The organism is Okeania sp. SIO2F5, assembly GCF_010692685.1.
Taxonomy (GTDB): Bacteria; Cyanobacteriota; Cyanobacteriia; order Cyanobacteriales; family Microcoleaceae; genus Okeania; species Okeania hirsuta.
In genome coordinates, this window is sequence record NZ_JAAHGU010000097.1 from 1 (window position 1) to 13430 (window position 13430).

Here is a 13430-nt window from a genome sequence, read left to right on the forward strand (position 1 = left end):
AGTAGTTAAATCAATTATTCCAAGGAATTAAATTTCAAGGAGCGAGTCTATAAAACTTGAAGATCAGCATGGTTGGATGGGGTGAAACCGAGACACGATCGCAGACCTTCTGATGTCAGATATGGCAGGCAAAAGCATATTTTGCTCACGACAGAGGAACTGAGTTGCGATCGCATATCAAAAATATCGGTCATGTAGCAGAACTTAATACTACATGTTAAGACATTAGTAGTATGTAAAGCGTGCCAGCGCTCATTGCTATAACTTTTAAATCATAAAACACTTGCAGCCATTGTTGAACTTCACCATAGCTAAAGAAACCTTCCGCAGATGTGAGTTCTTTGGTCAGTTGATTGACGATCTCTGGTGGTACTGCTCTTGGCCTTCCGGGACTTTTTTTTCTGTTTAATATTCCTTCTATTCCCCGTTGACGATATGTAAGGATTCAGGTGAAAGCGATCGCTTCCTAATAATTCAGGTATCAGATGTAGGAATCAGAGAAAGAGTTGATAAGTTATCATTATCTAGAGCGATATGGCTGATGCCACGCTCCGCGTTTAATGTCGGCGACAGCCGAAACGCCTTTAAAGACTGCTCAAAGAAATCAATCACAGAACGTCCCTGGCGACGACAGGTTTGTACCACAGTCAGTAAATTTGCTGTGTGTTGAAATCTTTCCATGCTTCTGGAGCCACCACTTACCTTTCGTTTAGTGATAGCTAGCCTTAATGAGCGCTCTGCAAGATTATTATCAGGAGGAATTTCTGGGTGATGGAGAAAATACCACCATTGGTCAGCTTTGAGCTTGAGGCTGCGTAACAATTTTCCTGCCTCATAACCTGCTTTGTTGCTCCATTGTTTGAGTGTTGACTCTACCTTGTGTTTAAATCTAACAGCCCAGTGACGATAACCATCACGCTCTTGATTTTGTTGCCATTGGCTATAATGACGAAATCCCTCATCAATTAAGTCTTTAAAAGCTTTCCCAATGGCTTGATTATTTTCCCCTGGTAATTGAATCAATCGTTGAAAGTGACGACGTAGATGGGCTAGACATTTCTGTTAAGCTTTGACTGGATAGCCATTGTACACACTTAAATCATCACTACTTATGACACCACCGTATTCACTACCTAACTGGGATTCTAGTTCAGCACGACTCCTAGTATCGGCGGCTCGGAACAGACAGAAATCTTCATTTGTCAACACCCATAGCCATTCCTTGATTCCCTTTACAGGCCAAGGTGTTTCATCTACATGAATTGATGGTTGTTCTTTTTTTACCCAATTTGACAATTGCTCTACATGAGGTTTGATTGCTGATTCCAACCTTTGATTGGTATTAACTAAAGTCCCTAAGCCAATATCAATTTTCCCCAACTCCCATAACATCTCTTGTTGTTTTTCGTAGGGTAGATGTCCGATATGGCCTAACCATCCCAGGAAGGCTTGTAGCTTCACTCCTAAATCTTGTCCCGGTATCATCTCAGAAGACCAAGAAGCAGATGTTACTTGACTACAGCCTCTACATTGACAACTGTGACGGTGGTACTCTACTATCTCTATGGGTTGAGCTACCAGTTGTGCTACTTGTTGGGTTTCTACTTCTATCGGCTCACTTAAAAATTCTGTTTGACCACAATTAATACATACAAAAGGTTTGAGGATTTCGATTCTGTCTATTCTAGAAAATCCTTGACGAGTCTTTCCCTGATGGCCTGGTTGACCTCCGGGGAGTCTCTTTTTTGGCTCGGACTTTGGATTATCTTCAGAGTGTTTTGCTGTTTCTGACTTTTTTAGTATATCTGTTGATGGTGGTTTGGAGGAACTTTTGCTGTCCAAATCTCGACTAATTTTTAGTTTCTCAATTTCTCGTTCTAGTTTTTCGATCACTTTTTGTTGAGCCAATAGCGTCCTTACCAGTTCCTTCTTTGACAACTGGTTGAGATTTTCCCGGAGTTAGGGATGCTTGTGACTCACTCATATCCTTACTTTACCGTAGTTTGATTTTTTGTCAAGCTCTCGCAGATTTCCTGAATCCTTACCACTCAAGACCTGTTAAGCGATCGCTCTCACCTGAATCCTTACGACGATATTCACCAAACCAATGTTGTACTGTCACTCGATGACAACCGAGCAACTCTGCTATTTCTCCGATAGTATATAGCTTTTTCGTTTTTAACCAGTAAAGTGCTTGTAATTTTTCTTTGATACGGCCATCTGTTTCCAGGGACAACAGTTTTTTTAATTCAGATTCTGTTTCTAATATTTGAGTTTTTGTTTTCATCTAATAACTGCAATCACTTAATAATTTTGTACCTATTTCATTGTAACAATATTTTTTGAAATTGGTATAAAAGTTTAGTAAAAAATTTTGTTTGCCCAGCATTCCGCAGGAAAACAACTCTTGCTCATGCTGCCACCAAAATTAATATTTGTTTTGTCAGGCTGATGTTGAAGAGATTAGTGGCGATCGCCTAATTTCTTCGAGAACCCAAATGGGTTCTATAAACTTAGCTCGTGGCATTAACCTGGCCGTAGATTTAGGGGCAAATATTATCCACTGTGCTGCCTGCCGCCCTAGCAAAACGGGCGTTGCTCACGAACTATTGGAAAAAGCAGTACGTCAAGCTCTAGAAAATAATATTTTAATTGTTGCTCCGACTGGAAACAATAAAGGCGAATGTTGGTGTCTTCCCGCTATATTGCCTGGAGTAATGTCAGTAGGGGCAATGAAAGATAATGGTCAAATATTCAAGTTTAGTAACTGGGGTGGGCAGTAGCAAAAACAAGGTATTATTGCTCCCGGAGAAAATATTCTTGGTGCTCAACCAGGAACAGAAGAAACTGTTCGTAATAAAGGTACCAGTTGTGCAGCACCAATGGTAACAGGTATTTCGGTACTTCTAATGAGTTTACAATTGCAGCAAGGAGCAGCTCCAGATGCAGAAGCAATACGGGCAGCATTAACAAATAGTGCCATTCCCTGTACTTTGTAAGATACCGAAGAAGTAGAACGCTGTATGTTAGGTAAGCTCAATGTTGCCGGAGCTTTTCAACTTTTGACAGGAAAGGAGTTAGCAGCAGTGGAAGTTTCTACGGCAGAGGTAACGCCAGAGGAAGATGTAATATTGGAGATAGTGGGGTTGATAGAAAGGCAGAAGGCAGAGAGCAGGAGGCAGGAGAGATTTATCCCGATGCCGTTCGCGTAGTGTCTCCGCAGGAGATAGGCAGGAGCATTCTGGCAACCAAAGGGGGTTTCAAACCTCCGCTGAACTCCCGTTTAGTGACTCCCATTCATTCGGGGTCAGAATCCGCAACTGAACAGAACCTTCTGCCTTCTGCCTCTCTTGGTGCGCATTCCCTTGCGTCTAACGCCGACGCGGGGTCGCACCGCTCCTGCCTTCTGCCTTCTCAAGGTATTACGCCCAGTGCTACTTCCAACAAAATTTATGCTTTGGGAACAGTGGGTTATGATTTTGGCACAGAAGCACGGCGTGACTCATTTAAACAGTTGATGCCAGCAGCAGTTATTTTAGGAGTTCAAGTTCCTGCGAACCCTTATAATGCTAGCCAAATGGCAAATTATTTAGATGCTAATTTATATGAAGCCAAATCTTTAATCTGGACATTAAATATAGAATTAACTCCTATTTACGCCCTCCAACCTGTAGGCGCATTTGCCGAGGATATTTATAAAACTCTGCAAAATATGTTAGCAGGAGAGGTTGAGGAAGAAGACAATGAAGGTTACATCGAAAGAGTCAGCATCACTGGTAGGTTGAGCGACAAAACTGTGAAATTATTTTCTGGGCAAATTCTACCTGTGGTAAAAATATATAGTCCCAGAGGAATGTATGGTTGGACAGTGAATATGCTGATAGATAGTGCCCTCGCATCAGTAAGTGCAGAGCGAGAAGAAGCTGAAGAAGAAGCAATACGAAAATCTCTAAGAAGTTTTCTGCAACGGGTTTATTATGACCTCCGCAACTTGGGACAAGCAGACCGTGATCGGGCCATTAACTTTGCTGCGACAAACGCTTTTCAATCAACAGCTTCTATTTCTAAAGCAGTAGCAGTTGGTATGGAGTTGCACAGTATAGAAGTCGAAAAAAGTCCTTTCTGTCCTTACAATAGCAACTGTTGGGATGTAAAGCTCAAGTTTTTTAATCCAGATAACACTAGGAGGGCAAAAAAAGTATATCGTTTTACTATTGATGTATCTGACTTGATGCCTGTAACATTAGGTAAAATGCGGTCTTGGTCTGTTCCGAAGTAATAGAGTATCCCCATAATTAGTTATTGCATAATTCAGGAATCAGGACTCAGGACTCAGGACTCAGGAGACATAATTCTAATAAGAAAATTCTGATAGCCGATCATAAATAAAGTTAACTTTGAAGAGGATAAGCTACACTAAATCCGGCTATCTATCTATGAGTATCTTTATTACGATGGTAAACCAGAGGGCAGAAAGGTTAGAGAGGATTGAAAAGTACCTTTGGCTCGGCGGATTTAGTATCATAAGTATGGTATGATAGATCTATTAGGAGAGCCGTAGAATTGGCTACATACAGAATTCCGCCCAGGTTTGGATAAATTTACAACATCCGTATATTAGACGTTTAATTTTGCTAACCTAATTACTGAGGGTTAAAAGCATTTATTTAAGTCTATTTAATATAAAACATCTCAATTTAGTTTAGGTTTTTAACTCATTTGTAGCCCTCTATTTTACCCTTTTTACCCTACATATCTAATTTACCCTATATACCTAAGTTTTAATTCTTCTTGAAAGTAATTGTTCTTCTAAAGCAGCAATTCTATTATAAGCCGCCGTCAATTGAGCTGTTAGCCGTTGAATTTGAATCTCTGATGTTAATTCTCCATCCATATTTTGACTACCTTGATTCATATAGTCATCATCTACTAGCACATCTTTGTGTTCTAATTCTAGATCAAAACCGTTATATTTTTGTTTTAGCTCATTGACATGTATCAGATTAGAAGTAGTTTCTGTAGATGGATGTTTATTTACCTTCTGTTTAATTATAAAGGTTGATACCTGATCGTTCAGTTTTTCAATAATGGTGTGTATTGCTTCAATTTTTTTACTCAAAGCAATAATTTGTTCTTGCAATAGTTCCATATATTTCTTCACTACCCGAAAATTAAGTTTACATTCTTCAATTTTAATAAACATTGAGTATAATTAGCTATTATTTCTAATTTCTTAACTTTATAATAAGAATTAATTCCTTAAAAAAAGATTAAATTTTGAGATGTTTAAAGAGATGTTAAAATCAAAAATAACTCTCTACGTCTATTTGATAACTTTCGGGTTTACCATTCTGTATCATGTGGCCCTTGCATAGGGTATTGAATGAATAACTCCACTGCTTGGTTTTCAAACAATTGTCTTCGCAGTTTACCCCCAAATCAAACTTTGAGTCTAAACATAGTGGTTTGCGATCTTAGAGCTGATTTGTAAACTTAGCTAAAACCCTTATTTTATCTAACTCTCAGGGATTTAGGTTTTCTTGGACTATAACTCCCAAAACCCTTGTATTGCCATAAATTCAGCCTCTTAATATTTACTTTATAAATCAGCTCTTAGTGCGTTGATGATATCCACTTTCATGCTTCCATTGATTACGTCCTTTTTTACGAATTCGTCTGAGACTCTCGTCTCTGGGATGGAGAGCAGCTTTGCAGTTGCCACGCTTTCCAATCACAGCATTTTGGCGTGGTGGAATAGTTGATTTCGCTCCTCTTTTGCTCACTATGGCATAATACTTTATGTTTTTAAGAAACCTAGGAAAAATATGGGTTTCAGCGTTCTTAGTTTTAGACTAAGACAACGAAAAAATCAAGCTTTCAGTCAGTCGAGAGAAGTTGTTTTGGTTGCCAATATCAAAAACATACCCTTGTAAGATATCTCCATCTCTTTATTAAATAGATCTCAAATGGGTTCTATAATTATCCGACTTACAATCAGCTCAAGTTCTCTGGTTGGGGTTTCTGAGAGTCCTCTGCACCTGGATAGTCGGGTGATCGCTAATCTTGAAAAAATTTATAATGTTGTTAAATAAGGATAATTATGTCAGAGCAAACACCTCAAGCTTCTCAAAATTTGAGTAACAGCGAAAATCAACATCTATCTGAGCAAGAACAAGAATCTATGATGCTGGCAACTGGTCTGGAAGACTATGCACATTGGAAAATTATGTTCAAAGACCAGAAGAGGGAAGACGATAAACCTTTCTGTCGCGGACGCATTTGGGCTTAATATCGAATCCAGTAGCATTGGTATATAGTAGAAGAAAGAAAAGTCTTGCTTTGTTTGATTTTTAAGCTTTTGATCTGTCCGCGTCCTTTGCTTCGACTGCTATAATTCAGTATTGAAATTAAAAAATAACAGTCAACATTGTAGGGGTAAACGGCCGTTTGCCTCTACTGATGCTAGAAATGATATTACTCACAAAGCAAAGGAATTTAATATTAAGAAGTTAAAACTTAAAATTCTTGATACCAAACTATTTCTTTGTTGCTAAATAGACATCTCCAGAAAAGAGGGAAAAGGGAGTAGGGAGTAGGGGGAAATAATTGATAATTTCTGTGCGATAATTGATTTGATTTTTTATAATTGAAGATGTCTAATAAAAATCTCCAGAAATTAAATATTACTATCTTCCTTCCAGTTAATAAATTTTAACTTCCAAATTTACCCATTCTTATATCATGTCCGGTAGCATCGGTATTGTATAGCAAAGGTAGGCAACAGGCAACAGGCAGGAAGGCTTAAGAGCAAGAAAAAAACTTAAATTTCCTGTAGATATCCACGCTAACTTTTACACAAACGATACCAACAGACATGATATTACTTATTCCTTCTTCTTTCTTCCTTCTTCCTTCTTCCCTCTTCCTTCTTCAATAAATCAAAAACTATGACAGATATTCGGAATTTATTAAACAAATTAGCCGCTCAAGAAGCACAGTTAAATAATATTCAATTTCTAGCACCTTGTATAAGAAATGGGCGAGTTAAAACAAGAGTAGCAGGAATGGTTTATACCTTTCAAACTCAACCTAAAAAAATTGAAGGTTGGGGAATTTTTCAACCAATTAATGACAAAATAGCAAAATTTGTAGAAGAACCAAATTTGCCTCAATTAGAGGAATATTTCCAACTTTTAAAACCTCTTAGATTATTCCTTGCTTGTCAATTAAAAGGGCAAAAATGGCTAGCATATCCAACTAATGAATCTGATGCTAAACAACGTTTTGGTTTTGCTAAACCTATAGCAGTTCATCTAGTAACAGAAGGAGCTATGTTTGAGTCAATAATTGCTAGATTTGATGGTAGTTCTTGGTGGTATGAAGATATCGATCGCCGTGCTGACCCTTTTGTTGCGGAACAGTTACGGGAAGCGTTGAAAAATATTACGCCACCCAAAGAGGTTAAGTTTAAGGGGATAACTCCAGAAATGAAAACAGTTTATGACTTAGTAGCGCGACAAAAAGAAGAATTTTTGAAACAAATGCAACAACAAAGGGATGAAAAACAATTGCGTGAAGCGTTAGAAATGGGAGGAGGTGAATTGCAGAATTTTCGCGATCGCTCTACTTATTGGCAAGTAGAATGGGTGACAAGGGATGGAGAAGGTCATACTTCCGCTATTGATAAAAATGATTTAACTGTGGTGAGTGCTGGTATTTGTCTGAGTGGCGGCGATCGACATTTTGACTTACAGTCTTTAGTGGGTGTTGTTGAACAGAGGTATTAAAGAAGGAAGAAGGAAGAGGGAAGAAGGAAGAGGGAAAAGGGAAGAGGGAAGGAAGAAGGAGGAAAATTATGCTTCTAATTTACGAATAGTAGCTATAATGAGACGTTGTAGTTCATCAACTTCTTGAATGATAGAATTAAATAGTTCTGGTTTAGCTAAATTTACTGCTTTAGCAATAATTAATTGGGTGTCTAACTCTCTGAGAGAACCTAGAGCAATTCTGAGAAAACGTATATATTCAACTTTACTTGTTCTGCCATATCCTTCAGCAATATGTGAAGGAACTGAAACACAACTACGACGAATTTGACTGGTTAAACCGTAAAGTTCAGAAGTGGGAAAATGTTGAGTTATTTGGTAGCAGTTAATAGCCATTTTAACACCTCTTTTCCATATATATTGTTCTCGATGACTACCCATAATTTAAAATACCTTTAATAAGGAATAAGTAAGAAGGAAGAAGGAAGAAGGAAGTAAGAAAGAAGAAGGAAAGAAGAAGGAAAAAGTAGATAGGGATAGTCTCCAAAAAGCTACTCCAAGTCTATAAACTCCAAGCAATTTTTACCGATTATTACTTCTTCCTGATAAATTATATCCCTTCTTTCTTCCAATTGATAACTTTTAATTTCTAACTTTACCCCTTCTTACTTCTTCTTTCCTTCCTTCTTACTTCTTCTTTCCAACTTTAGTCCTTCTTCCTTCTTCCCTCTTCCTTCTTCCTTCAAAACATTGATAACTTTTAATTTCTAACTTTACCGATTATTACTTCTTCCTGATAAATTATATCCCTTATTCCTTCCAGTTGATAACTTTTAACTTCCAACTTTACTCCTTCCAACTTCCCCTTTCCTTCCTTCTTACTTCTTCCTTCTTCCTTCTTACTTCTTCCTTCAAAACTATGTTTTTTCACGAACAACTTTACCGCAGTGCAGAAATTATGACAAAGCTAAAAAATTTGTCAATAACTATTTGTGGAGCAGGTGCTTTAGGAGCAAATCTTACTGAAAATTTAGCTCGTTCTGGGTTTAGTAAATTACGGGTTATAGATTGCGATCGCATTGAGGAGCGTAACCTATCTACTCAACCTTATTATCGTTCTGATGTGGGAGCTTTTAAGGTTAAAATTTTGACCAATAGTCTTTATCGTGCTTTAGGAGTAAAAATTGATAGTCAAGCTCAACAATTAACTGAAGAAAATGCAGGTAAACTATTAGGAAAAAGTGAGTTAGTGATTGATACTTTTGATAATAGTATTAGTCGGAGTGCTGTGAAAAATTATTGTGCTGATGCTAATATTTTTTGTGTTCATGTAGGGTTAGCTTCTGAATATTCAGAGATAATTTGGAATGAAAATTATCGAGTCCCTTCTCCAGTAAATGATGATATTTGTGATTATCCATTAGCGAGAAATTTAGTAATGTTAACTGTTGCTGTTGCTTGTGAAGTTGTAGTGAATTTTGCAGCGACAAAACAGCAGGATAATTTTACTGTGACTTTAGGAGATTTTGCTGTTAGGTCTATAGATTTTTAGAATTATAAAATTTGCTAACATTTTAATAATTAGGAATTTACCTAACTTTTATATGAATAAAATAGAAATGTTAAACAAAAAGTTAATATTTCCACCTAGAAAAGGAAAAAGTGAAAATGAGCCTTTAGAATGCTCTGAAGCAGTTGTAATTATAGGAGCTAATGGTTCTGGTAAGAGTAGACTTGGTCGTTGGATAGAGGAACATCAAGAAAGTTCTCAAGTGGTTCACAGAATTTCCGCCCAAAAAAATTTAGATTTTTCTGAGTATGTGCCTCTTACAAGTATGGAAAAAGCTATCAATGAGTTCTTATTTGGTATCAGTGCTATACCTCAAGGCAGGGAAGAATTGCAAATAAAGATGATGCAACGATGGAAAGCTAATCAGAGACCGGAGTTAAGTGTTACACCTATGCTTGATGATTATAACCAAGTTCTTTCTCTTCTTTTTGCAAAAGAAAATAATCGAAATAGTAGAATTGTCGATCAAATTAGAGAAATGCAAAGCGAAGGAAATGATCAATCTCCGACAATTTCTGACTCTCCTATTGATGTAATACAGCGTATTTGGAAAGATATTCTACCTCATAGAAAACTTGTGATTGAAAATGATAAGGTTACTGCTGCTATTTCAAATAGTGATACTTATCATGGTCGAGAAATGAGTGATGGAGAAAGAGTCGCTTTATATTTAATGGCTCAATGTTTATGCGTACCAAATGACTCTATTTTAATTATAGATGAGCCAGAAATTCATCTTCATAAGTCGTTAATGAATAAGCTTTGGTCATAAATTGAAGCAGCAAAACCTACTTGTCTATTTATTTATATTACCCACGATCTTGACTTTGCTGCCTCTAGAATAGGAGCTAAAAAAATATTAGTTAAAAGTTATGACGGTAAACAATGGGATTGGGATGAAGTACCAGAAAGTGAAAATTTACCAGAACCAGTGCTTCTTGAAATTTTAGGAAGTAGAAAAAAAATTGTTTTTGTTGAGGGTGATAAAGGCAGCTTAGATTATAAGATTTATTCGGCAATATATCCAAATTATTTAATAGTGCCTCGTGGAGGTTGTGATAAGGTGATTGAGTCAACAAAAGCAATGCGAGATAATTCAGAATTTCATCACATCAAAGCTTTTGGTGTTATTGATATGGACTATAGAACTGAAGATGAAATAAAAGCTCTCAAAAAATCTGGTATAAAACCTTTGAATGTTGCTGAAATTGAGAATATTTTATGTGTACCTGAACTACTAGAAATTGTTGCAAATAATCAAGGATTCGACTATAAGAAAATTTATCAGCAAGTTTTAGATTTTGTCATAAATAAAATTTCAGAAAATTTAGAAGATCAATGCTCGAAGCGTTCATCTGCTGAGATAGAATTCAAATTAAATATGTTTAATACAAAGGCAAAGGGAAAAGACCAATTATCTGTAGCCTTAAAGGATCTTTGTGATTCTATTGATGTCAGCAAAATCTATGATAAAAACTTGGAAATATATAATCAAATAATTCAAGAAAAAAATTATAAAAAAGCCTTATTGTATTACAATAACAAAGGATTATCAAAATCAATTTCAAAGTTTTTTGAAGTGCGTGATTATAGTAATCATATTATTAGACTTTTATCTACTGAAAATAGGGAAAAAATTATCTCAGCGTTAAAACAATATGCTCCAATACTAGATTAGACATAAAACAGAAGTAAATAATTAGATATCTTCAAAATAAACTAAAAAAAGATATCGTAGTAATTCAGTTCTATCATCGTAAAATATAATTTAGAAAAGCAACCCCAAAAACTATTAGAGATTACTTTCCTATGGCAGTGACTTTATAGTAAGTTATCAGTCAGATTTGATATATAGAGGTCGAAGGAAAAGTTAGGATAGATAAAAAGCTTAAAACTAAGACAAAGCAATATTCTTCCTTCTTCCCTCTTCCTTCTTCCTTCAACAGAAAGAAACACTTAAGCTGCAACCGCTTCTTCATAAGGAACAAAAGATTTCTTCTGCGCTCCACAAATAGGGCAAGACCAATCTTCAGAAATATCTTCAAATGCTGTACCAGGAGCAATACCAGAGTCAGGATCGCCAACAACTGGATCGTAAATCATCGAACACACCCGACAGATCCATTTACGGGTTGCAGCTTCCTTTCGAGCAGCTTTTTGTTTCGGTGCAACGCCATTCAAACCTTCGAGAGCTTCGGTATATTGATCCGCATGGTGATGCTCAATGCTAGTCAATAAACCAAACTTATGAGTTGCTTGCCGAAACATGGAAGCGTGTTCGCGAGACTCTTCCTCTTGCTCCTTAAATTCTGCTGCCGCTGCACTATCGCGGTCTACCCGTGCTTGCTCGGCAAATTCTGGGTACATAGTTGTATATTCGTAGGTCTCTCCTTCAATTGCTAACTCTAAACAACGAGAAGCGATCGCTTTTTTCTGCTTTTCGGTCAAAGTAGATGGGTCGTCTACCACTAACTCTGGGTGAAGTAGACGAAAGTGGGAAAAAGCGTGTTGAGTTTCTTGGTTAGCTGTTTCCCGGAAAAGTTTGGCTAAATCTTCCATGCCCAATTTCTTGGTTACTTCGGCAAAGAAGAGATATTTACGGTTAGCCATTGATTCTCCTCCAAAGGCATCAGACAAGTTTTTGGCGGTGTTAGAGTTGGACAAGTCCATGGTGTTCTCCTGAATTATTTCTTTGACTCTCTTATATCTAAGAATAATTCTGATTTAAGAAAGTGTCAAGAAAAATATTGATTTTAATTTAACAACCAATATTTGTTGAGATGTGTTATAATCTGAAATTGGTATAAAATGTATATAATAAGCTTAAATTAATGAACAGTAACTATACTGCAACAAATATTAAGAAAGAAATGCAATCTAAAGGACTGAGAATTACTCCTCAGCGGTTTGCGGTTTATGCTAATCTTTTATCTCGTTCAGACCATCCCACAGTTGAGGAGATACTGAGTGAAGTCAACCGTGAGTTACCAATTTCTTCCAAGGCAACTATTTATAGCGCCTTAACTGTGTTACGAGAAGTAGGGTTAGTTAAAGAAGTATTGCTGGAAGAGGGAGTAACTCGTTATGACGCTAACGTTAAACCTCATCATCATTTTTGCTGTCAAAAGTGTGGCGCGATCATTGATATCGACTGGGAAACTTTTAGTAATTTACAAGTAGATCGTTTACCACCAGGAATTTATCCTGAAAGTTATCAGGTTATTGTTAAGGGTACATGCACTCGTGAAAGTTGTAATAAATTATAGGCATTGAAGAAGGAAGAAGGAAGGAAGAAGGAAGAAGGAAGAAGGAAGAAAGAAGAAAGAAGAAGGAAGGAGGAATAAGAGAAAAATAGTGCGAGCATCTTGCTCGCGAATATTTTAGTATCGCTAAGAAAGAAGAAAGAAGGAAGAAGGAAGAAAGAATAAGAGAAAAATAGTGCGAGCATCTTGCTCGCGAATATTTTAGTATCGCTAAGAAAGAAGGAAAAAGGAAGAAGTAAGAAAGAAGGAAGGAAGAAAAAATCGATGGGGACTCAAACCCCAAGCAATTGTTCCCTCTGCCTTCGTTTATGATATTCTTTTTGTTAATTACTATTGCCAATTATTAGAATTACCCTATGAAAATCAAAAGCTTCAATCACGTTGCAATTATTTGCTCTAATTATGAAAAATCAAAACATTTTTATGTGAATATTTTAGGGTTTGAAATTATTCAAGAAACTTGGAGAAAAGCACGCAATTCTTATAAATTAGATTTACTTGTAGGAAGTGGCGATCGCATAGAGTTATTTTCATTTCCCAACCCTCCAAAAAGATTAACTCGTCCAGAAGCTTGTGGTTTGAGACATTTAGCTTTAGAAGTAGATAATATTGATGAATCTGTCGATTATTTAAAATCTCACAATATAGAAGTAGAAAATATTAGAATTGATGAAATAACTGGCAAACGTTTTACTTTCTTTCCCGACCCAGATGGGTTGCCTCTGGAAATTTATGAAAGTTGAAAAAGGCATTCAATAATTAATAATTAATAATTAATAATTAATAATTAACAATTACCTCTTCTTTTCAAGGAGAGATAATTATTAATTG

The 13430-nt window shown here is 36.5% G+C and carries 15 protein-coding genes and 2 pseudogenes; 10 read left to right on the plus strand and 7 right to left on the minus strand.

The window, feature by feature from the left end; genetic code table 11:
- Window positions 1-474: 474 nt before the first annotated feature.
- A pseudogene (locus F6K27_RS23290) lies at window positions 475-1938 on the minus strand (IS66 family transposase).
- A 103-nt stretch (window positions 1939-2041) separates the two neighbouring features.
- Window positions 2042-2287 carry a helix-turn-helix domain-containing protein gene (locus tag F6K27_RS23295; protein ID WP_287278545.1) on the minus strand — a complete coding sequence of 82 codons (246 nt, stop codon included), beginning with the start codon at window positions 2285-2287 and terminating at the stop codon, window positions 2042-2044.
- A gap of 211 nt (window positions 2288-2498) precedes the next feature.
- On the opposite strand from F6K27_RS23295, the pseudogene F6K27_RS23300 reads away from it, so the two are divergent.
- The 3 genes and pseudogenes from F6K27_RS23300 to F6K27_RS23305 all read left to right on the plus strand — a co-directional run bounded on the left by F6K27_RS23300 (window position 2499) and on the right by F6K27_RS23305 (window position 4279).
- Window positions 2499-2999, plus strand: a pseudogene (locus tag F6K27_RS23300) (S8 family serine peptidase).
- A gap of 24 nt (window positions 3000-3023) precedes the next feature.
- The gene (locus tag F6K27_RS33945; protein ID WP_353736053.1) at window positions 3024-3212 is read left to right on the plus strand and encodes a hypothetical protein; all 189 of its coding nucleotides are present in this window, start codon (window positions 3024-3026) and stop codon (window positions 3210-3212) included.
- A 74-nt stretch (window positions 3213-3286) separates the two neighbouring features.
- Window positions 3287-4279, plus strand: coding sequence for a PatA/PatG family cyanobactin maturation protease (locus F6K27_RS23305; RefSeq protein WP_353736054.1), 993 nt, complete (start codon window positions 3287-3289; stop codon window positions 4277-4279).
- Between the two features lie 495 nt (window positions 4280-4774).
- On the opposite strand, the gene F6K27_RS23310 is transcribed toward F6K27_RS23305, so the two are convergent.
- Both F6K27_RS23310 and F6K27_RS23315 read right to left on the minus strand, forming a co-directional pair.
- Window positions 4775-5149, minus strand: a complete 375-nt coding sequence (locus F6K27_RS23310) for a hypothetical protein (RefSeq protein WP_124143352.1) — start codon at window positions 5147-5149, stop codon at window positions 4775-4777.
- 457 nt (window positions 5150-5606) lie between these two features.
- Window positions 5607-5783 carry a hypothetical protein gene (locus F6K27_RS23315; protein WP_161564338.1) on the minus strand — a complete coding sequence of 59 codons (177 nt, stop codon included), beginning with the start codon at window positions 5781-5783 and terminating at the stop codon, window positions 5607-5609.
- A 317-nt stretch (window positions 5784-6100) separates the two neighbouring features.
- Between F6K27_RS23315 and F6K27_RS23320 the strand changes: the two genes are divergently transcribed.
- Window positions 6101-6289: a cyanobactin biosynthesis PatC/TenC/TruC family protein gene (locus F6K27_RS23320; protein WP_287278548.1), complete on the plus strand. Its 189-nt coding sequence runs from the start codon at window positions 6101-6103 to the stop codon at window positions 6287-6289.
- A gap of 658 nt (window positions 6290-6947) precedes the next feature.
- Window positions 6948-7787 (plus strand): hypothetical protein, encoded by an 840-nt coding sequence (locus F6K27_RS23325; protein ID WP_287278549.1) that lies wholly within the window; start codon window positions 6948-6950, stop codon window positions 7785-7787.
- A gap of 66 nt (window positions 7788-7853) precedes the next feature.
- Here the strand turns inward: F6K27_RS23325 and F6K27_RS23330 are convergent, their stop codons facing one another.
- Both F6K27_RS23330 and F6K27_RS23335 read right to left on the minus strand, forming a co-directional pair.
- On the minus strand, window positions 7854-8207 hold the full coding sequence (locus F6K27_RS23330) for a four helix bundle protein (RefSeq protein ID WP_287278551.1): 354 nt from the start codon (window positions 8205-8207) through the stop codon (window positions 7854-7856).
- Between the two features lie 319 nt (window positions 8208-8526).
- A complete protein-coding gene (locus F6K27_RS23335) occupies window positions 8527-8697 on the minus strand; it encodes a hypothetical protein (RefSeq protein ID WP_287278553.1) in 171 nt (56 codons plus the stop codon).
- Between F6K27_RS23335 and F6K27_RS23340 the strand changes: the two genes are divergently transcribed.
- The 3 genes from F6K27_RS23340 (at window position 8686) to F6K27_RS23350 (ending at window position 11014) form a co-directional block, all read left to right on the plus strand.
- Entirely contained in the window at window positions 8686-9318 is a 633-nt protein-coding gene (locus F6K27_RS23340; RefSeq protein ID WP_287278555.1) for a ThiF family adenylyltransferase, read from the plus strand. The genes F6K27_RS23335 and F6K27_RS23340 overlap by 12 nt on opposite strands.
- A gap of 52 nt (window positions 9319-9370) precedes the next feature.
- Window positions 9371-10108: an AAA family ATPase gene (locus F6K27_RS23345; protein WP_287278556.1), complete on the plus strand. Its 738-nt coding sequence runs from the start codon at window positions 9371-9373 to the stop codon at window positions 10106-10108.
- 159 nt (window positions 10109-10267) lie between these two features.
- Entirely contained in the window at window positions 10268-11014 is a 747-nt protein-coding gene (locus F6K27_RS23350; RefSeq protein WP_287278558.1) for a DUF4435 domain-containing protein, read from the plus strand.
- Between the two features lie 278 nt (window positions 11015-11292).
- Here F6K27_RS23350 and rd read toward each other — a convergent pair whose 3' ends face one another.
- Entirely contained in the window at window positions 11293-12006 is a 714-nt protein-coding gene (gene rd, locus F6K27_RS33950) for a rubredoxin (protein ID WP_353736055.1), read from the minus strand.
- Window positions 12007-12167: 161 nt separating this feature from the next.
- Between rd and F6K27_RS23365 the strand changes: the two genes are divergently transcribed.
- Both F6K27_RS23365 and F6K27_RS23370 read left to right on the plus strand, forming a co-directional pair.
- Complete coding sequence (locus F6K27_RS23365; RefSeq protein WP_287284580.1) at window positions 12168-12602, plus strand: Fur family transcriptional regulator; 435 nt, start codon at window positions 12168-12170, stop codon at window positions 12600-12602.
- Between the two features lie 353 nt (window positions 12603-12955).
- Complete coding sequence (locus tag F6K27_RS23370; protein WP_287278562.1) at window positions 12956-13342, plus strand: VOC family protein; 387 nt, start codon at window positions 12956-12958, stop codon at window positions 13340-13342.
- The last annotated feature ends 88 nt before the right edge of the window (window positions 13343-13430 follow it).